Here is an 18,216-nt window from a genome sequence, read left to right as displayed (position 1 = left end):
ATGCAGAAACCAGATCGACTTCCTGATGTTCTTTATGCGGACGCTGCCGGCCGCGGCACTGCTTCTTTGCCCTGCCGCTGGGCCGAACTGCTGCTGAACTGCGCCCGGATCGGATTCAATCCCTAGTCTGCGAGCCCCCGAAAGGGGAACGAGGAACCCCTTCCTTTTCTTGCGACACCGACAGGATTGAATCCATGACCGCCCAAACCATCCGCAATTCCACCGCCGTCTGGCGCGCCGCCGATACCCGCCACCACCTGCATCCCTTCACCGACTTCAAAGGCCTGGCCGAGGAGGGTGGCAGCCGCATTATCACCAAGGCCGAGGGCGTCTGGCTGGAGGATTCCGAAGGCGCCCGCATCCTCGACGGCATGTCCGGCCTGTGGTGCGTGAATGTCGGCTACGGCCGCGAGCGCCTCGCCAAGGCGGCCTACGAACAGATGCAGGCGCTGCCTTACTACAACACCTTCTTCAAGTCCGCGACGCCGCCCTCCATCGAGCTTTCGGAGAAGCTCGCCGCCCTGACTCCCGAGGGACTGAACCGGGTCTTCTACGCCTCCTCCGGCTCGGAAGCCAACGACACCATCGCCCGCATGGTCCGGCGCTACTGGGCCCTGGCCGGCCAACCGGAGCGGCGCAACATCATCAGCCGCCACAACGGCTATCACGGCAGCACCATGGCCGCGGCCAGCCTGGGCGGCATGCAACCGATGCACGACCTGGACGGCCTGCCCCTGCCCGGCTTTCATCACGTGCGCCAGCCCTATTGGTTCGGCGAAGGCGGCGATCTGTCCCCGGCGGAACTCGGCCTCGCCGCGGCAAAAGCCGTCGAAGACAAGATCCAGGAACTGGGGCCGGAGACCGTGGCCGCCTTCATCGGCGAGCCGATCCAGGGGGCCGGCGGGGTCATCATTCCGCCGGAAACCTATTGGCCGGAGGTGCAGCGCATCTGCAAAGCCCACGACATCCTTTTGATCGCCGACGAGGTGATCTGCGGCTTCGGGCGCACCGGCCATTGGTTCGGCAGTAACCTTTATGACATCGAACCGGACATGATGACCCTGGCCAAGGGCATCACCTCCGGCTACCTGCCGCTCTCCGCCGTGATGGTCGGCGAGCGGGTCGCCGAGATGCTGTGGTCGGAGGGCGGTGAGTTCGCCCACGGTTTCACCTATTCCGGCCATCCGGTCGCCTGTGCCGTGGCGCTCGAGAACATCGCCATCATGGAAGAGGAAAAGCTGGTCGAGCGGGTGCATGACGACACCGGCCCCTATTTGCAGCAGCAGATGGCCGGCCTTGCCGATCACCCTTTGGTCGGCGAAGTGCGCGGCGTGGGTTTCATTGGCGCCGTCGAGTTGGTCTGCGACAAGGCAAGCCGCGGCCGCTTCAATCCCAAAGGCCGCGCCGGCACGCTCTGCCGGGATCACTGCGTAAAGATCGGCGTCGTCTCCCGCGCGGTTGGCGACACCATGGTGGTGGCGCCGCCGCTGATCCTGACGCGCGACGAGGCCGACGAGTTGGTGAAGCGTCTGCGCCTCGCGCTCGACCGGACGGCCGCCGATCTGAACATCAAGTGAGGTAAAGGAGAGGCCCCATGCGCCAGGTGACCGTCGCCGCCACGCAGATGGCCTGCAGTTGGAACCGCGAAGCCAACGTGGCAGAGGCGGAAGCCCTGGTGCGCGAAGCTGCAGGCCTGGGCGCCCAGGTCGTCCTCATCCAGGAGCTCTTCGAGACACCCTACTTCTGTGTCGATCAGAAGCAGGAACACTTCGCCCTCGCCCACCCGACACAAGACCACCCGGTACTGGCGAAGATGTCGGCGCTGGCGCGGGAACTCGGCGTCGTTCTGCCGGTCAGTTTTTTCGAGCGCGCCAACAACGCCTACTACAATTCGCTGGCCATGATCGACGCCGACGGGAGCACTCTGGGCGTCTACCGCAAGTCGCACATTCCCGACGGGCCGGGCTATCAGGAAAAGTTTTATTTCAATCCGGGTGACAGCGGCTTTCGCGTCTGGCCGACCCGCTACGGCACCCTCGGCGTCGGCATATGCTGGGATCAATGGTTCCCGGAATGCGCCCGGGCGATGGCGGTGATGGGGGCGGAAATCCTTTTCTATCCGACCGCCATCGGCAGCGAGCCGCAGGACCCGACGATCCACTCCCGCGATCACTGGCAGCGCACCATGCAAGGCCACGCCGCCGCCAATCTGGTCCCGCTGGTCGCCTCCAACCGCATCGGGCGGGAAGAAGGCGAGGCCACGGGCGTCACTTTCTACGGCTCCTCTTTCATCACCGATCAGACCGGCGCCAAGGTGGCGGAGGCCGACGAAAGCCATCGCGCGGTTCTCACCGCCAGCTTCGATCTGGACGCGCTCCAGGCCCGGCGCGCCTCCTGGGGCCTGTTCAGGGACAGACGTCCGGAGCTTTATGGCCCGCTGCTGACCCTGGACGGCCGCAGCTTTCCGGGCTGAGCGGCATGGCCGACCCCACAATCCGCCTGGCTCAAGAAGCCGACCGCGCTGCTATCGAAGCCATCGTGAGAGCCGCCTACAGCCCCTATCTAGAACGCATGGACCGGCCCCCGGGGCCGATGGTCGATGACTATGCCGAGCGGATCGCCGCCGGCCAGACCCATGTGCTTGAAGACGATGGGAACACCGTCGGCATTCTGGTGCTGGAGCCAAACGACGGCTTCCTGTTGCTCGACAACATCGCCATCGATCCGGCCTGCCAGGGCCGCGGCTATGGAAAGCTTCTGATGGACTTCGCGGAGGAAGAAGCGCGACGCCAACGATATGACGCCGTCGTGCTCTACACCAACGAGATCATGCTGGAAAATGTAGCGATCTACCGACGTCTCGGCTACCTCGAGACCGAACGCAAGGCCGTAGCCGGTTACGACCGTGTCTATATGCGAAAAGAGCTTTAGCCGTCGACGGCCTATTCGAAGTCTTCGCCCTCGGTCAGCACCAGATAGCCCGCGGTGTCGACCTCCAGCCCCAGTTCCTCACTGCCTCGCAACACCAGATCGTCGATATCGATGCTGCCGGTCGCGGCGCGTTGTTCCAGCGCCGCTTGAAAATCAATGACAGTCATATCCCTCCGCCCGAATTGTTCCTGTCCGCCCGCCCAGCGGCATGATCAGGAAACTCGCCCATAGCTGATTGCACTCTACGGCGCCAAAACAGCTTCGGGTGGGTCAATGCTAAGGCAAGTTTTGTCGGAAAAGGTGAAGCGATACAAAGAGATCGGTGAAAAATTCGCGCGCAGGTATGGGCGCAGAACCGTCATGGCGAGATCGGACCGCGCAAAAAAACGGCGGAACCACCCTGCGGTTCCGCCGTCCGAAAATCGGAGCTTGAAGAGATCAGTTAAGGTCGATCCAGATCGTCTTCACTTCCGTGTATTTTTCCATCGCGTGGAGCGACTTGTCGCGGCCGAAGCCGGACTGCTTGAAGCCGCCGAAGGGGGTGGAGATTTCCCCTGCATCGAAGCAGTTCACCCAGACCACACCGGCACGCAGGGCCTTGGCGGTCTTGTGGGCCTTGTTGATGTCGCTGGTCCAGACCGCGCTGGCCAGGCCATAGATCGTGTCGTTGCCGATCCGGATCGCCTCTTCGGGATCGGAGAAGCTGATGGTGGAGAGCACCGGCCCGAAAATCTCTTCCTGGGCGATGGTCATGTCGTTCTTCACGTTGTCGAAGACCGTCGGCTCGATGTAGTAGCCGCCGGTCTCCGCCATGATGCGCTGGCCGCCCATGGCGAGCTTGGCGCCCTCGGCCTGGCCTTTCTCGATATAACCCAGCACGCGCTCCATCTGGGTGTCGTCGACCATGGCGCCCATCTGGGTCGAAGGATCCAGGGGATCGCCGACCCGCATCTTCTGGCCGACCTTCATGATGCGCTCAAGCAACTCGTCCTTGATGGTCTCCTCGACCAGCAGGCGGGAGCCGGCATTGCAGACCTCACCCTGGTTGAAGAAGATCGCCCAGGCGGCAGCGGTGGCGGCGGCGTCCAGATCCGGCGCATCGGCCATGACAATGTTGGGGGTCTTTCCGCCGCATTCCAGCGACACCCGCTTCATGTTGGACTCGCCGGAGTATTTCAGGAACAGCTTGCCCACTTCGCCGGAGCCGGTGAAGGCGATGCCGTCGACATCCATATGGCGGCCGAGGGCCTGGCCCGCCGTCTCACCGAAGCCGGGAACCACGTTCAGTACGCCCTCGGGCAGGCCCGCCTCGACGGCCAGTTCGGCGACGCGGATAACGGTCAGCGGCGACTGCTCCGCCGGCTTCACGATCATCGAGTTGCCGGTGGCCAGCGCCGGGCCCATCTTCCAGGCCGCCATCATCAGCGGGAAGTTCCAGGGCACCACCGCGGCGACCACGCCGACCGGCTCGCGCACCATCATGGCGACGGCGTCCGGCCCGGTCGGGGCGATCTCGTCGTACATCTTGTCGATGGCCTCGCCGTACCAGCGGATGCAGTTGGCGACACCGGGAATGTCGATGCGGGTCGAATCGCCGATCGGCTTGCCCATGTCGAGCGTTTCGAGCAGCGCCAGTTCGGTGGTGTGTTCGTCGATCAGGTCGGCCCAGCGCTGCAGCACCTTCTTGCGCTTGGCCGGGTGCATGTTGCGCCAGCGGCCGTCCTCGAAGGCCGCACGGGCGGCCTTCACGGCGCGGTCCACATCCTCACCGTCGCCGGCGGCGACCTGGGTCAGGACCCGTCCGTCGACCGGCGAGACACAGTCGAAGGTCTTGCCGGAGGCGGCATCGACGAATTTGCCGTCGATGAAGGCCTGGTTGCGGAAAGACAGGCCCTGGGCCTGGTTCTTGAGGGTTTCGATGGAGAGGGCCGCTGACATGACGTTTGTGCTCCCTGGCCGAGGTTTGGTTCCGGCATCTTGAGGTTGGCGTTTCGCGCGACCGCCAAGCCGCGGAGAGCCTGGGAAAGTGGCCTCCGCGACGAAGCGGCCGTTTCCCGGACCTTAAGCCCGCCCGAAGCCGCAAGGCAAGCCCCGGAAAGCGGGCGCATAACCGCCCCGCAAGCCCCGCATGGGCCGGCCTGCAGCCCGAACTTGCGGCCTGCCGCCAGCCGCCCTATCTTGCCCGCACCTGCCCAGGGCCGGCTTAGCTCAGTTGGTAGAGCACCTGATTTGTAATCAGGGGGTCGCGGGTTCGAATCCTGCAGCCGGCACCATAGTCTTCAACCACTCTCGTTCACCCGAGCCGCAAGTCTCCGTCTGCGGGCCGTTGGCCTCCGGTCGCCAGCTGATCGGCCCGGCCGCTGGAGTGACTCTCGATCAGCGATAAAAGGCTATCGCACAGAGCGATACATCGGCCTGAAAGGCGCGGCCGATGGCGACAAGGCCGACACGGCGCAGCCGGCTCACGTCCAGAGCTTTTTCCAGGCGGTGGGGAACGAATTCGGAGAAGGGCAGTTCGATGGTCTGCAGCGTCTCAGAAGCAAGAAATGAGGCCCGGTAGGACTGCCAGGGCCGCATTGCATCAGCGCTGCGCAGATGCAGCCCATAGACCTCGCCATTGCCGCGTACGCTTATCCGCAATCCGGTGTAAGCCGAGGCATCCAGGAAATCGCCATCCGGCGAAAGATCGAGGGCTGCCTGGATGAAGCCCCCGTTGTTGTCGAGCCGCACCGGACCGCTGAGACGCAGGCAGTCTTTCCGTCCCGCCTGCCGATGCACAAGCGTGGCCTCAGAGACACCGCCCATAACCTGATCGCTCACGGCCCGCCAGCGGGTGCCCAATGCGGAAGTGAGGTCCGCTCCGGAAAAGTCGTCAATGAGCAATGGGTTGTCCGCCGCATTTCCTGCAGCGCTTCCCGGAGACAAGAGCAGGAGCAGTACCAGGGCAAGCCAATGCCATCGCGATCCCAAGTCTGCAGTTTGAGGGGGAGTGCCAACCACGCCATGCGAGCCGTGTTGCTGCGCCACGGCCTTACTCACATCTACACAGCAAATCGCCTCCGCCCCTTTACTGCAACCGAGTATCCAACGACTGCGAACACGGCTCACTCTCCGAAATCAGTAGACGCTTGTGCAAAAACAAAACTAGCCCGCCACAGCCGGGGTTCAAGCATCTGCCTGCTCGAACGCGGGCATTCCGCGGATAAGCCTGTTGCCGGCACAAGGCATGAGGTCAACCCCAACATCACCGCATACAAGCAGGGCGCGGCAAGCCAAGGCACGATCGCTGGGAGGGAACCAAATGGGAGATGTCGAGTGTAAAATTCAAAACACAATAGGTTTATCTGGATAACTTCTCTCTGGCATAAACGTGACTGGTAAGTGATCGGTTCGTTTTACTAGTAGGCCATACTAACCGCATCAGCGGGACTTTGTATGGAGACTAATATGATCAGAAAATCTGTAACAGCACTTGCTACTGTGGCGACTCTTGCCATCGCCTCTTTGCCTGCGTCGGCAGGAAACCAGTTGGCCGTCGCGATTGGCGGGTATGACACGGTATCGTATCACCAAGATGGTCCAATGCCGGGAGAGGCTCGGATCAACCATTTCTGGAACGGAGCGATCTGGTACTTTGCCTCGACCGAGAACCGGGACGCCTTTGCGGCTGATCCGGAGCGTTACGCCCCTGCTTATGACGGCTATTGCTCTTGGGCGGCCAGCCAGAACTACAAAGCACCGGGCGATCCCAATGTCTGGCAGATCGTGGACGAAGTGCTGTATGTGCAGGTCCATCCGCGCGCGCAGGAACTTTGGCAGGCAGACATTCCGGCGCATATCGTAGCTGGCGATGAGAACTGGCCGCGCATTCACCCGTTCTAAGGCGAGATCACGCCGACGGTGGTTGGGTCCTGGGAGGGTGAAACTCCCGGCAATCTTGAAAAGGCCGACCGCCTTTGTCGAAGAAGGAGCCTCTTCCCGCTTCATCCAAGAGCTGGAAGGCCATCAACGACAATGACGGGACATGCGAGGGCCCGGCCCCTTATCGGGGGATAGCCTTCGGCCTACACCGAACCGCGTCTCGGATCTGTAACAGGCTTGATAAGCGGAGCTTCCGCAGATCGGGAATCGGAGATGAACGCTAATCGAGAGGAGACATCAGTATATGGCTGAAAAAGGGAAAGTTATATCAGCAGCGATGATTGCCGGCGCGGTGGCCCTCGCCGTGTCGGCGACGGCGCATGTGACACCGGCTGCCGCGCAGGCGAAGGAAAAGTGCTACGGCATCTCGCTGGCCGGGCAGAATGACTGCGCCGCCGGTCCCGGCACGACCTGTGCCGGCACCTCCACCGTCGACTATCAGGGCAATGCCTGGACCCTGGTTCCTGCGGGCGACTGTGTGAAGTACGGTGTTGAAGAGGCGAATGCTGACTTCGAACTGCCGGGCGACCGCACCGGGTCGCTGGAAGCCCTAGCCCGCGACCTGCCGGCCTAAACCCTGGCAGGCCTGGATACAGGCTGGTTGAAAGGCCGGTCCGGTTTCGCAGAGCAGGAACCGGCCCGGCCTTTCGTCTCTCTGACCGGGCGCAGCGTGATGAAAACAGATACCACCATACCGAACCGCGCGGGCGTTGGCCTGAAGGCCCAGCACTACGAGGCCGTTCTGGACGGCCAGCCGGACTTCGCCGGTCACCGTCCTTGTGGTCGATTATCTCACCGGTCTGCGCCTTCGACCCTCACCACGCGAACCGCACTGCTGAGCCATAGCCTCACACATCACCTGGGTTTGAACGCCAAGGCTTCTCGGGCTTGGCCGCAACGGTGGCCCTTGTGGAAGCGGTTTTGCTCGAGCAGCGACCAGCCTCCCCACAGATGTTCCCGGCTTGCCCGCCAGGAGCGCCGGCCATGCGCTGAAGCCGGGGTCGAAACCGCAGGAAGCAATCGTAGGAGCGATTGATCATCCAGGTGAAAGGCCGAAGACTGAACAGTCTGCCCAGCAGCCGAAAGCCCGGCAGGTCGCGCCAGAGGCGGGCAAAGGCTTCGCCCCCGGATAGGATTTGGCCTGCCCCGTCGCGCACGTGAAACCGCGCCATGGCCTGTTCCCTGGAAAGACCGGGCGCGACGTCTCCGTCATCGGCCTCACTCACATCCATCCAGCAAATGGCCTCCGCCCCTTTGCGGCGCCGGTAAAACCCGATCTCGCGCTCGCAGAGGGGGCAGGCACCGTCATAGAAAACGGTCAGCGGCTTCAAGTCCGACACCGGAACGCCGTGATCAATTCGGCTCTGCAGCAGGCGCAGCCGCATCCGGCCGAGGTTCCGGCGCGTTGCTTTCGCGATCTTTCCTGCACGACCGCGCCGCACAGACCGCCAGCGCGCCGAAGGCGACACCGGCCAGCAGATGCACACCGAAATTCAACCCAAGGCGAACGATCAAGATGCCTTCCCCTCGTCCCGGCGCTTTTTGCAGCAACCGGCCAGTGCCGCCAGGGCACCGCCAACGGCGAGACCCATAACGAAGCCTTTTGCTGCAACCGAGTATCCAACGACTGCGAACACGGTTTCACTCTCCGAAATCAGTAGACGCTTGTGCAAAAAGAAAACTAGCCCGCCACAGCCCGGGTTCAAGCATCTGCCTGCTCGAACGCGGGCATTCCGCGGATAGGCCTGTTCCCGGCGCCGGGCATGAGATCAGCCCTGCGCCGCCGATACGTGCAGGGCCAGCCAGATGGTCGGCCTTAAAGGGTCGGTCCAGGTAACGCGGTGGCGGCAGTGGGCGGGCAGCAGCAGCGCGTCACCGGGGGCAAGGTCATGCTCTTCCATGGTCCCCGCACCCCCCTCAACAGCCAACTTGGCGGCACCGGCCAGCAGCAGAACCCACTCATCCTCTTCCTGATCGTAGCATTCACCCTCGGGCGTTGTTTGGCCGCTTGAGATAATGCGCTCCAGCTTCACGCCCGGGCGCTGCAGCAGTGTTTCGAAGATCTCTTCCGAAGCGGCGGGCGGCAGGTCCCTCAGCAGGTTCGCTTTTGACGTCATGGCGATGCTTCCTCCTTGGTGCGGAATGCCGAAGCCTGACGCATTCTTTACCCGGCGCGCCTGATCCAAATCGGGCCGATCCGCGTAAGGCATTGTGTTGTCACAGTTAAGTGATTCCCCTTCACGGCAACCGATGGTAGGCTCCCGACATCATGTCAGGCAAATGCAGAATCCGCTTCACCTCAATCGCCGTCATCGCTCTCACAGCCATGGCCGGCGGCGGTGCAGCGGCCGATGTGCCGTCCAAGCAGCAGCCTGTCAGCGCGATCCCCGTCACCGCCTCCTATGAGGTCTATTTCGGCGGTTTTCATGTTCTCAATGCCGAAGCGAGGCTGGAGAATGGGGGCGAGAACTACCGAATCAGCGCCGCAGCGGAAACCCAGGGCATGCTTGGCTGGTTCAACCCCTGGAAGGGCGAGACTGAAACCCAGGGGCGCATCGTGGCCGACAAGGTCGTCCCGCAGCGCCACGACAACCGCGGTACCGCCGACGAAGGCGAACGCATCGTCACTCTGCGCTACGACGAAGCCGGCAACATCGTCGAGGCAGAGGTTCTGCCGGAGCAGGATTGGGAGGATCGCCACCCCCTGCCCGCCGATGCGGGCGAAGGCACCCTCGACCCCCTGAGCATCATCGCCGGCCTCGCCCAGCTGCTGCAGAAGGGTGGTACCTGCGAAGGGCGTTTCGCCGTGTTCGACGGCCGCAAACGCTATGACCTGACTGTCGCCGATGCCGGAACCCAAAAGCTGGCACCCAACGACTACTCGATCTTCAATGGCGAAGCTCAGGGCTGCCGTCTTGACTATGAGATGCTGGGCGGTCATCGGATCGAGCGCAGCAAGTACGCCGCCACGGCGCGCGAGCGTGTCATCTGGGTCGCCCGTCCGGCGGCGGATGCGCCCTTGATTCCCGTGCGCCTGCAGATCGAAACCGCCTATGGCACCGTCATGGGCCACCTGACCGGCTATCGGTTGGGCGATCCGGCCGAGGCCTTGTTGACGGATTAGAGGCCGGGGGGCTGGGCAGGCTGAAGTTCGGGTGCTAGACAGCACCCATGCGCCGTAAATCGATCACGCCGCCGGTCCTTCAAAACTACTATGACGACTGGCGTTTCTCCCCGGCCTTTGCCGCAGACAATATCCTCTTTCTGTCCGGCTTCACCGGCGTAGCGCCGGACGGCAGTCTTTCGCCGGATCCGCAAAAGCAGTTCGAACAGGCCTTTGAAACCGTCACCCTGGTTCTGGCGGAGGCCGGTCTCGACTTCACCCATGTTGTCGAGATGACGAGCTATCACGTCGGCCTGCGCAAACACCTGACGCTCTTTCGGAAGGTCAGGGCGCGCTACGCTGTCGAACCCTATCCCGCCTGGACCGCCATCGGTGTTGCCGAGTTGGCCGTCGAAGGCGCTCTCGTCGAAGTCAGAGTGACAGCCCTCGAACCAAAGACCGCCTAAACAGATCGCTTGGCAAAAACGTCCGGCCGCGCAAGGATGCCCCAGAGGTGGGGGATGCACATGGCCTCGGGCGGCAAAGATCTAAAACCCTTTCAGAGTCCGGAACGGCTGGAGGCCGGCGATCGTATCCGGCCTTTTGCCCTGCCGGACCAGGACGGCGATCCGGTGCATCCCTTGTCCGACCATCTGGCCGGCAAGCCGCTGATTTTGGTCTTTGAACGTAACGAGACGGCACCTTCTTTTGCGGCAGAGGTACGTGGCCTCTCGACCATCCTAGTCGACGCTTCGATCGACGATGTCGTGGTGCTGGCAATCACCAGACGCAGTCCTGCTGACAACAAGGTTCTGGGCGACACAGAAGACCTGCCGTATCCGCTGCTCTCCGACAGCAAGGCCGAGACATATCGCGCCTACGGGCTGGAAACCGCAGACGCAAGCGGCTCCGTCACCACCTTCGTGCTGGATACCAACCTGCGTCTTGTCGCACTGATCGACGGCGGCGGCGCCTCCCACGGCGGTGAGATTTTGAACGCCCTGGAGACGGCAACGGCGGATCCCACTGACGTTCCCCTGGCGGGGCATCCACCGGTTCTGGTTCTGCCCCGGGTGCTCAGCGAACGCGACTGCGCCGACCTTATCGACTACTGGCACGAACCCGCCCCGGTCTGGGAAGCCGAAGGACTCAACAGCCGCGGCTTCATGGAGGAAACCGGTGACTTCATGGTCCGTAACAAGGACTACGGCAAGGTCTTGCAGCGGGTGGTCCGCGATGTCCCGCTGCAGAAGTACCTCGATACGAAACTGAACCGGCGGGTGATCACCGAGATCCGCAAAGCCTTTCAGACCAAGATCTCAAGGCGCGAGGAATACCGCATCGCCGGCTACGATGCGGCGGAAGGCGGTTGCCTCGGCCCCCACCGCGACAACCCGACCAAGGAGACGCAGCACCGGCGTTTCACCGTTTCGGTCGCCCTGAACGGCGGCGCGTTCGAAGGCGGCGGCCTGCGGTTCGGCGAATACAGCCAGCAGGGTTATCTCGTCCCCACCGGCACCGCCATCGTGTGGTCCTGCACCCTGCTGCACGACGTGATGCCGGTAACGGCGGGGCAGCGGTTCATTCTGGGTACGCATCTGTTCGGAAACTGAAGCCCCCTCACCCCGACCCTCTCCCACAAGGGGAGAGGGGGAACCAAAAAAGAGTCGTCATACAACCCTCTCCCCTGGTGGGAGAGGGAGGGGCCCGCGCAGCGGGAGGGTGAGGGGGACTCTGTTAAGCCACCTCTATCGCTTCCCGCCGGAAGGGCGTCACGTCGGGGTCGATGACCGCGCCGAACTCCCGCGCATAGCGGTGACCGGCGAAGACGGCGGCGGCGATGGTGCCGGGGCCACGGCAGTCGCCAATGGACTTCAGTGTTCGGATCCCGGCCCCGGCCCGCTCCGCCTCGCGATCGTTCAGATCAAGGTAGAGCCCGTCGTTCGGCAGGCGGGATGTAACCGAAACCAAGGTGGCGCAGTCCAGCTCCTCTTCGGCATCGGTATAGCTGCAGGCCAGATAGACACCCTCGGCGCTGCGCTCGGTGAGAATTGTGTTGAGCTTGATGGTCACGCCGTTCTCCACCAGCCGGCAGTGGATGCGCGGTTGATCCAGGGCGTGCTGGGTCCAGGCGGAAACCAGAGGCGCCGGCGTCACCAGTGTCACCTTGCGGCCCGCCCTGGCGAGAACTTCCGCCATCAGGCCGCCCATGACGTAGCCGTCGTCGTCATAAACCACTACCGGGCCGTCCGGCAGGCCTTGAGGGTCAAAACCCTCGGCCATCACGTCATCCGGGGTCAGCAGCGGCCCGGCCGCCAGCCCCGGGATCGCCGCATGCCCGCTGCGCCCGATGCCGTCGCGGCGCCAGGCGGCGCCGGTCGCCAGCACAACATGGGGTATGCCGTAGCTGAGGATGTCTTCGGCGCCGAGGGCGCTTGCCAGATACATTTCCACGTTGGCCAGCTTGTGCAGCTGCCCAAGGCGCCAGTCCCGCACCCGGCCCCAGGACGCCAGACCCGGCAGCCTGGACTCACGCGTCACGCGGCCGCCCCAAACCTCCTCCGCCTCGGCCAACACCACCTCCAGCCCGCGCTGGCCGCAGGCCCGCGCCGCCTCCAGCCCAGCGGGACCGCCGCCGACGATCAGCACCCTGTCGCGCTCTTTGATCTCGGGAATCACTTCGGGGTGCCAGCCGCGGCGCCACTCCTCCCCCATGGTCGGGTTCTGGGTGCAGCGGATCGGCGCCGAGAAGTTGTCGCCGGTCACGCAGATGTTGCAGCCGATGCACTCACGGATATCGTCGATGCGCCCTTCCTCGATCTTCTTCGGCAGGAAAGGGTCGGCGATGGAGGGCCGCGCCGCGCCGATCATGTCGAGAATGCCCTGTTTCACCACGCGCACCATGGCATCGGGCGAGGTGTAACGGCCGACCCCGACCACCGGCTTGCTGGTCAGGGACTTCACGAAACGGGTGTAGCTTTCCTGGTAACCCTCCTCCGCGAAGCGGGCGGTCTGGCTGTCGTTCTCCCAGTCGGAGACATTCACATCCCAGAGGTCCGGCAGTTCGGCCAACATGGCAACGGCGTCATGCCCCTCGCCCCCGGCGGTAATGCCCTCTTCGCCCAGCAGTTCGTCGACGGCAAAACGAAAAGCGACGCCGCAACGATCACCGACGGCCTCCTTGGTGTCGATCAGGATCTCTTTGATCAGGCGAAGCCGGTTTTCCAGACTGCCGCCGTATTCGTCGCAGCGGTCGTTGTGGCGACGCGAAAGGAAGTGCTGCAGCAGCGACATGTCATGGCCGGCGTAGACGTAGACGATGTCGAAACCGGCTTCGCGCGCCCGCAAAGCCGCGTTGCGGTGCCAGCGCCTGAAATTCGCGATGTCGGTCTTGTCCATCGCCCGGGCTTGCAACGGATCGCCGGAATCGACGGGCCGGTGGGACGGCCCCATGGGCACCTCGCGGCTGTAGTGGTTGGGGCTGTGCAGACCGTTGTGAACCAGCTCTATGCCCGCCAGACCGCCTTGGGCATGCACCGCTTCGGTCAGCGCGATCAGATGCGGCAGATCCTGGTCGTCCCAGATGCGGTTTTCGACATAGGGGCTGATCTCTGCGGAGGCATGAATCTCCGTCTCCTCCGTGCAGACCACCGCCCAGCCGCCTTCGGCCTTCACACCGCGCATTGCGGCGTTGGAGCTGGGATAGCGATAGCCCATGCCGGCGCAATGCGGCACCTGATAGAAGCGGTTGCGGGCGGTCACCGGCCCGATCTGCACGGGCTCGAAAAGAATGTCGTAACGGGGGTCGCGCATAGGGTTCCTAAAAGTCCGTCCGGCGGTTAGCGGGTATTGCCTTTGCCATAGTAACCTTCAATGCGCGCCTGAATCACCTCGAAGACAACCGACATCACCCAATAGATCACCGCCGCGGCAATGAGGAATTCGAAGACCTGGAAATCCCGCTTGCCCAGCACCTGGGCGGTCTTGGTCAGCTCCCAGACGCCGACGATGGAAACCAGGGAGGAGTCCTTCAGCATGGCAATGAACTGGTTGCCGGTCGGCGGCACGATCAGCCGCATGGCCTGGGGAAATACGATCTTGCGGAAAATCAGATCCGACGGCAGAGCCAGAGCTTTGGCGGCTTCGCGCTGGCCCGACGGCACCCCCTCGATGCCGGCCCGGAAGATTTCCGCCATGTAGGCGCCGTAGCAGAGCGCGAGCGCCGTGATACCGGCGGGTACAGCCTCCATTACAAAGCCCAGCTGGGCAAAACCGGTATAGATCAGAACCACCTGCAACAGCAGCGGTGTGCCGCGGAAGAAGGAAATGTAGAACGTCGCCACCGCATAGAAGGCGCCGTTGCGCGAAAGCTTGCCGAGCGCGCCGATCAGCGCCAGCACGCAGGCGATGGCGATGGCGATCAGGGAAACGTAGAGCGTGGTGAAGGCGCCGGTGGTGATCAGGAAATAGAGGTTCGAAACGCCGGAGCGACCGACCGCGAAGATCACACCGAAGTCGCGGTCGAAGGACAGCACGAAGCCGTAGAACAGCAACAGCAACTCCGCCCAGACCAGCAGGACCTGGAGGCGGAATGGCAAAAAGCGGATGATCTCGAGGTTGGCGACAAGGGCGCCGGCCAGCATCAGGCCGACCAGCAAGTGCCGGCCAAGGCCCGGCGTCGCCTCCGGGCCGACGGCACCGAGCAGGGGCGAAAAGAGATTGCCCACGGCGGTGCCGCCCAGCCCCATGGCGGTCAGCGCCGCAGCGGCAAAAACGAAGAGGATCGCCCGCGAGACCCAGGGGTTCCCGCGGGCGAGATCGAGCATCGAACCCTCCGCTACTGAACGGCGGTCAGGTCAACCCCGTACCACTTCTCGGAAAGCTGCTGCAGCGTACCGTCTGCTTTCATCGCGTCGACGATCGCGGTGATCTTGGCATCGAATTCCGGATCGCCCTTGTCGGTGGCCACCGACAGCGGTTCGTAGAAAGCCGGCTTGCCGATCACCTTCAGGGGATAGCCCCCTTCAATGGCTGCCTGGATCGTCGGCAGGGCCGAGAATGCCGCGTCCAGACGCGTACCGTCGCCCAGGCGCAGGTCGTCGAAAGCATGGGTGTCGGTTTCGTAGGTTTTGATCTCACCGGCTTCGACCAGATAGTCGAAGGCGGGTGCACCCTCGGCATCGATGACCAGGTCCTTGTTCAGATAGGCATCGTAGGTGCAGCCGCCGCAGGAGCCTATGGTCTTGCCGCTGAGGTCGTCCAGCGAGGCGATTTTCGAATCCTGATGCACCGCAAAGGCGGCCGGTGTGTAGTAGTAGACCGCCGGGAAGTTCAGTACCTTGGCGCGCTGTTTGGTCGGCGTCATGGAGCCGACGGACATGTCCCAGCGTCCACCCCAGCTGCCGCCTGTGATGATGTCCCAGGAGGGTGTTACGATCTTCAACTCGACGCCCATGCGCTTGGCAATTTCCTTGCCGACGTCGACGTCGAAGCCGTCCATTTCGTTATTGTCGTTGAGGAACGACTGCGGCGGATACTCCGCATCCGACGACATGGTCAAGGTCTTGGTCGCCATGACCCGGTCCAGAGTCTCCCCGGCAAACGCCGCCGGTGTCGCCATGACAAAGGCCAGAGTGGCCGCGGATCCCAAAGCAAAGATGTTTTTCATTTTTGATACTCCCTGTTCGTTTTGATTTGTTTTTAGCTTTTTGCCGGCCCCTTACTCCAACCAAGATTGCGCAGGGCGGATTCAAAGTCTTCGTGGTTATGGTAGCAACCGCAGAAGGTGCGCTTGCCGGAATAGGCCATGCGGCCATGCAAAAGGCGCCAGTTGTCGAAGATAAGCGCCATGCCGGGCCGCAGCGGCACGGTAAGCCAGTTGTCCCGCTCAACGATCCGGTCATGGAAAGACTTGTAGGCCCGATAGAAGGCCTTCATGCGGTCGGCGCCGAGCCAGAAGGGCGCACGGTCGTAGTTGTTGAAACTGACCTGCAGCAGGCGCCCTTGCCCGTCCAGGCGGATGGCGGGGCGCTCCGCGCGCAGATGCTGACGGGTATCGATGTAGCGTCCGGGCACCGGCACTTCGCTCAATACCCGAAACAGTTCCGGCTCTTCCGCGCGCATCTGCTCGGCGATCGCGAAACCGTCGACAAGGATGGACTCGCCCCCTTCCCCATCGAACTCCAGGCAGAGAAAACACTGCAGCCCCGGCGCATCGTGGCTGTAGGTGGCGTCGGTATGCGGTTCCAGGTATTCGGTCGAATAGGCGCTGTCTTCATAGTCGGTGATATCGGCAGAGACGCCCCAGACTCCGCCGAAGATGGTCTCGCGGATGTAGCCGAATCGGTTGAACAGTTCGCGCGCCGTCGCCTCGTCGGTCGGTACACCCTCGATCACCGCAAAGCCGTCGCGCTGCAAACGCTCAAAGCAGGCCCGCAAGCCTTCCTGCCCACCGGAGGCCGCGCCGCTGAGAATGTCGTCGTAGGGTACCGGGTCCTGCAGTTTCAGCGGTGAACGGCCCGACCAGATGCGCTGCGGCATTCCCGCCAGGGTGTCCCAGTCTCCCGCAGCGATGCCGGCCATGGCGGCCAGAAAGTCCGCCGAATAGCGGCTGCAAAGACCGTTCTCCGGCCAGGTGACGGCGAGCGCCCGGCCTTCTTCCAGGATCGCACAGTCGGAGCCACGGAGCGTTTCATCAAGGGCGAAGGTATCGACGCGCCGCTGCAGCGTTGACGGATCCAGGCTCTCCGGCCCCTGGTCATGGTCTCGCAACCAGAGCCAGGAAAAATGGCTCTCCGTGCCATTCTGCCACCGCAGGGCCAAACCCTCATCATCACTCGCAATCGCCGTAATCGCCTGCATTTCCGCCGCTCTCCTCCAGTTCTGCCGGTCATCCCAGCCTCTTAGTTTAGCGATATCTGGAAGACGGGAAAACCGACAGTTTGCCGGCCAGGGGATGCCACGTTGATCGGACAGGCCAAAGGCAATAGACAGAAGCGGCAGAGAACCACACCAGCAGAAGGATCGCAGCATGCGCCTCGACCGTGCCGCCCCCCGGGGCAAGCTTCACAACCTGATCCTCGATTCAGCTCTGCTGCGCGGCAATCTGCTGGGCGACCCGCACGAACGGGACGTGGTGGTCTATGTACCCGATGGGCATGACGGCAGTGACCTGCCCTTGCTCGTCGACATCGTCGGCTTCACCGCCGGCGGGCCGGCGCATGTGAACTGGAAAAACTTCGGCGAAAACGTTCCGGAGCGCCTGGACCGGCTGATCGGTCGCGGCGAGATGCCGCCGGCCGTCGTCGCTTTCCCGGACTGCTTTACGCGGCTCGGCGGGAACCAGTACATCAACTCGGCTGCCATGGGGCCCTGGGAAGACGTTCTGATCGACGAAGTCGTGCCCCTGATCGAGCAGCGCTTCGGCTGCGGCGGCGATGGGAAACGCGGCATCTTCGGAAAGTCTTCCGGCGGCTACGGCTCCATCGTCCATGCTTTTCGCCGCCCGGACTGCTGGGCGGCGGCAGCCTGCCATTCCGGGGACATGGGCTTTGAGCTCTGCTATCTGCGCGACATGCCGGCCTTGCTGCGTACCCTGGCCAAGAAGGGATCGATCGAAAAGTTCATCACCGACTTCGAAGCCGGACCGAAATGGAAAGGCGGCGATGTTCACCTGCTGATGTCGCTCGCGATGTGCGCGACCTACGACCCCGACCCCAGCGCCTTTTGCGGCATCCGTCTGCCGGTCGATGCGGAGACCTGTGAGCTCATCGAAGAGCGCTGGCAGAACTGGCGTCTCTGGGACCCGGTCAACATGGCCGATGACAAGACGGACAATCTGAAAAAGCTGAAGGCGCTGTGGATCGACTGCGGCGATATCGATCAGTACGAACTGGTTTACGGCGCCCGCCGTCTGCACCGCAAGCTGGAGGCCGCCGGCGTCGACCATGTCTATGAGGAGTTTCCCGACAACCACTCCTCCGTCGACTATCGGATGGACCGCAGCCTGCCATTCCTGGCCAAGGCGCTGAGCTGATTGCCGCCCCCGAACAGAGCCAAAGCCGGGCCAAGATCGCGCAGAAAAAAAGGCCACCGGAAAGGTGGCCCAAGTTTAGGGAGGAAACGCCCGAAGGCGTCCGGAACGACGCGACGCGTCGCTCACATCAACAATATGGGCATTTCGTTAGCAGCCTTCAAAGCAAAATTTGCCTTTGCCGAAAATTTGAACACCTGCTCTAAATCTTAGGCAACAATATGATGCT

18 protein-coding genes and 1 tRNA gene are annotated in these 18,216 nt (G+C 63.0%); 10 read left to right on the top strand and 9 right to left on the bottom strand.

The annotated features are described in order from the left end of the window. Positions 1-194: 194 nt before the first annotated feature. Genes ACP146_RS07585 through ACP146_RS07575 form a run of 3 tightly spaced genes read left to right on the top strand, consistent with a single transcriptional unit; the run spans position 195 to position 2,931 of the window. Positions 195-1,577, top strand: coding sequence for an aspartate aminotransferase family protein (locus tag ACP146_RS07585; protein ID WP_422366163.1), 1,383 nt, complete (start codon positions 195-197; stop codon positions 1,575-1,577). Between the two features lie 17 nt (positions 1,578-1,594). Further along, positions 1,595-2,473, top strand: coding sequence for an N-carbamoylputrescine amidase (gene aguB, locus ACP146_RS07580; RefSeq protein WP_422366162.1), 879 nt, complete (start codon positions 1,595-1,597; stop codon positions 2,471-2,473). 5 nt (positions 2,474-2,478) lie between these two features. Further along, entirely contained in the window at positions 2,479-2,931 is a 453-nt protein-coding gene (locus tag ACP146_RS07575; RefSeq protein ID WP_422366161.1) for a GNAT family N-acetyltransferase, read from the top strand. 11 nt (positions 2,932-2,942) lie between these two features. Here ACP146_RS07575 and ACP146_RS07570 read toward each other — a convergent pair whose 3' ends face one another. Both ACP146_RS07570 and ACP146_RS07565 read right to left on the bottom strand, forming a co-directional pair. Beyond that, on the bottom strand, positions 2,943-3,098 hold the full coding sequence (locus tag ACP146_RS07570; RefSeq protein ID WP_422366160.1) for a hypothetical protein: 156 nt from the start codon (positions 3,096-3,098) through the stop codon (positions 2,943-2,945). A gap of 271 nt (positions 3,099-3,369) precedes the next feature. After that, entirely contained in the window at positions 3,370-4,869 is a 1,500-nt protein-coding gene (locus ACP146_RS07565) for an aldehyde dehydrogenase (RefSeq protein WP_422366159.1), read from the bottom strand. Between the two features lie 259 nt (positions 4,870-5,128). Between ACP146_RS07565 and ACP146_RS07560 the strand changes: the two genes are divergently transcribed. Next, positions 5,129-5,204: transfer RNA gene (locus ACP146_RS07560), tRNA-Thr, on the top strand. Between the two features lie 103 nt (positions 5,205-5,307). Here ACP146_RS07560 and ACP146_RS07555 read toward each other — a convergent pair. Then, positions 5,308-5,772 (bottom strand): CIA30 family protein, encoded by a 465-nt coding sequence (locus tag ACP146_RS07555; RefSeq protein ID WP_422369626.1) that lies wholly within the window; start codon positions 5,770-5,772, stop codon positions 5,308-5,310. Positions 5,773-6,378: 606 nt separating this feature from the next. On the opposite strand from ACP146_RS07555, the gene ACP146_RS07550 reads away from it, so the two are divergent. Next, positions 6,379-6,813 (top strand): YHS domain-containing (seleno)protein, encoded by a 435-nt coding sequence (locus ACP146_RS07550; protein WP_420348210.1) that lies wholly within the window; start codon positions 6,379-6,381, stop codon positions 6,811-6,813. Between the two features lie 283 nt (positions 6,814-7,096). Beyond that, positions 7,097-7,426: a DUF2282 domain-containing protein gene (locus tag ACP146_RS07545; protein ID WP_422366158.1), complete on the top strand. Its 330-nt coding sequence runs from the start codon at positions 7,097-7,099 to the stop codon at positions 7,424-7,426. A 274-nt stretch (positions 7,427-7,700) separates the two neighbouring features. Here ACP146_RS07545 and ACP146_RS07540 read toward each other — a convergent pair whose 3' ends face one another. Next, a complete protein-coding gene (locus tag ACP146_RS07540) occupies positions 7,701-8,237 on the bottom strand; it encodes a thiol-disulfide oxidoreductase DCC family protein (protein WP_422366157.1) in 537 nt (178 codons plus the stop codon). A gap of 384 nt (positions 8,238-8,621) precedes the next feature. Further along, on the bottom strand, positions 8,622-8,969 hold the full coding sequence (locus tag ACP146_RS07535) for a cupin domain-containing protein (protein ID WP_422366156.1): 348 nt from the start codon (positions 8,967-8,969) through the stop codon (positions 8,622-8,624). 152 nt (positions 8,970-9,121) lie between these two features. Between ACP146_RS07535 and ACP146_RS07530 the strand changes: the two genes are divergently transcribed. Genes ACP146_RS07530 through ACP146_RS07520 form a run of 3 tightly spaced genes read left to right on the top strand, consistent with a single transcriptional unit; the run spans position 9,122 to position 11,568 of the window. Continuing rightward, entirely contained in the window at positions 9,122-9,976 is an 855-nt protein-coding gene (locus ACP146_RS07530; protein WP_422366155.1) for a DUF3108 domain-containing protein, read from the top strand. A 47-nt stretch (positions 9,977-10,023) separates the two neighbouring features. Beyond that, the gene (locus tag ACP146_RS07525; RefSeq protein WP_422366154.1) at positions 10,024-10,422 is read left to right on the top strand and encodes a RidA family protein; all 399 of its coding nucleotides are present in this window, start codon (positions 10,024-10,026) and stop codon (positions 10,420-10,422) included. Positions 10,423-10,476: 54 nt separating this feature from the next. Beyond that, the gene (locus ACP146_RS07520; RefSeq protein WP_422366153.1) at positions 10,477-11,568 is read left to right on the top strand and encodes a redoxin domain-containing protein; all 1,092 of its coding nucleotides are present in this window, start codon (positions 10,477-10,479) and stop codon (positions 11,566-11,568) included. Positions 11,569-11,692: 124 nt separating this feature from the next. Here ACP146_RS07520 and ACP146_RS07515 read toward each other — a convergent pair whose 3' ends face one another. From ACP146_RS07515 to ACP146_RS07500, 4 genes are read right to left on the bottom strand one after another with little or no spacing between them, the layout of a single operon-like run. Then, the gene (locus ACP146_RS07515) at positions 11,693-13,768 is read right to left on the bottom strand and encodes an FAD-dependent oxidoreductase (protein ID WP_422366152.1); all 2,076 of its coding nucleotides are present in this window, start codon (positions 13,766-13,768) and stop codon (positions 11,693-11,695) included. A gap of 26 nt (positions 13,769-13,794) precedes the next feature. Continuing rightward, positions 13,795-14,781 (bottom strand): amino acid ABC transporter permease, encoded by a 987-nt coding sequence (locus ACP146_RS07510; protein WP_422366151.1) that lies wholly within the window; start codon positions 14,779-14,781, stop codon positions 13,795-13,797. Positions 14,782-14,792: 11 nt separating this feature from the next. Beyond that, on the bottom strand, positions 14,793-15,623 hold the full coding sequence (locus ACP146_RS07505) for a transporter substrate-binding domain-containing protein (RefSeq protein WP_422366150.1): 831 nt from the start codon (positions 15,621-15,623) through the stop codon (positions 14,793-14,795). A 32-nt stretch (positions 15,624-15,655) separates the two neighbouring features. Next, positions 15,656-16,816, bottom strand: a complete 1,161-nt coding sequence (locus tag ACP146_RS07500) for a TauD/TfdA family dioxygenase (RefSeq protein ID WP_422366149.1) — start codon at positions 16,814-16,816, stop codon at positions 15,656-15,658. A gap of 169 nt (positions 16,817-16,985) precedes the next feature. Here ACP146_RS07500 and ACP146_RS07495 point away from each other — a divergent pair, with 169 nt between their 5' ends. Next, positions 16,986-17,990 (top strand): alpha/beta hydrolase, encoded by a 1,005-nt coding sequence (locus ACP146_RS07495; RefSeq protein WP_422366148.1) that lies wholly within the window; start codon positions 16,986-16,988, stop codon positions 17,988-17,990. Positions 17,991-18,216: the final 226 nt, after the last annotated feature.

Origin of the sequence: Pelagibius sp. (assembly GCF_965249265.1) — a bacterium.
Taxonomy (GTDB): domain Bacteria; phylum Pseudomonadota; class Alphaproteobacteria; order Kiloniellales; family Kiloniellaceae; genus Pelagibius.
The sequence above is the reverse complement of the archived record's forward strand: the minus strand, read 5'-3'. Positions and strand labels throughout refer to the sequence as shown.

Bases quoted from the DNA above. Each gene is read 5' to 3' on its own strand.
- ACP146_RS07525 (WP_422366154.1), top strand. From the start codon at position 10,024: ATGCGCCGTAAATCGATCACGCCGCCGGTCCTTCAAAACTACTATGAC.
- ACP146_RS07500 (WP_422366149.1), bottom strand. From the start codon at position 16,816: ATGCAGGCGATTACGGCGATTGCGAGTGATGATGAGGGTTTGGCCCTG.
- ACP146_RS07540 (WP_422366157.1), bottom strand. From the start codon at position 8,237: ATGCGGCTGCGCCTGCTGCAGAGCCGAATTGATCACGGCGTTCCGGTG.
- ACP146_RS07585 (WP_422366163.1), top strand. From the start codon at position 195: ATGACCGCCCAAACCATCCGCAATTCCACCGCCGTCTGGCGCGCCGCC.
- aguB (WP_422366162.1), top strand. From the start codon at position 1,595: ATGCGCCAGGTGACCGTCGCCGCCACGCAGATGGCCTGCAGTTGGAAC.
- ACP146_RS07570 (WP_422366160.1), bottom strand. From the start codon at position 3,098: ATGACTGTCATTGATTTTCAAGCGGCGCTGGAACAACGCGCCGCGACC.
- ACP146_RS07515 (WP_422366152.1), bottom strand. From the start codon at position 13,768: ATGCGCGACCCCCGTTACGACATTCTTTTCGAGCCCGTGCAGATCGGG.
- ACP146_RS07520 (WP_422366153.1), top strand. From the start codon at position 10,477: ATGCACATGGCCTCGGGCGGCAAAGATCTAAAACCCTTTCAGAGTCCG.
- ACP146_RS07530 (WP_422366155.1), top strand. From the start codon at position 9,122: ATGTCAGGCAAATGCAGAATCCGCTTCACCTCAATCGCCGTCATCGCT.
- ACP146_RS07550 (WP_420348210.1), top strand. From the start codon at position 6,379: ATGATCAGAAAATCTGTAACAGCACTTGCTACTGTGGCGACTCTTGCC.
- ACP146_RS07510 (WP_422366151.1), bottom strand. From the start codon at position 14,781: ATGCTCGATCTCGCCCGCGGGAACCCCTGGGTCTCGCGGGCGATCCTC.
- ACP146_RS07575 (WP_422366161.1), top strand. From the start codon at position 2,479: ATGGCCGACCCCACAATCCGCCTGGCTCAAGAAGCCGACCGCGCTGCT.
- ACP146_RS07505 (WP_422366150.1), bottom strand. From the start codon at position 15,623: ATGAAAAACATCTTTGCTTTGGGATCCGCGGCCACTCTGGCCTTTGTC.
- ACP146_RS07495 (WP_422366148.1), top strand. From the start codon at position 16,986: ATGCGCCTCGACCGTGCCGCCCCCCGGGGCAAGCTTCACAACCTGATC.
- ACP146_RS07545 (WP_422366158.1), top strand. From the start codon at position 7,097: ATGGCTGAAAAAGGGAAAGTTATATCAGCAGCGATGATTGCCGGCGCG.
- ACP146_RS07535 (WP_422366156.1), bottom strand. From the start codon at position 8,969: ATGACGTCAAAAGCGAACCTGCTGAGGGACCTGCCGCCCGCCGCTTCG.
- ACP146_RS07565 (WP_422366159.1), bottom strand. From the start codon at position 4,869: ATGTCAGCGGCCCTCTCCATCGAAACCCTCAAGAACCAGGCCCAGGGC.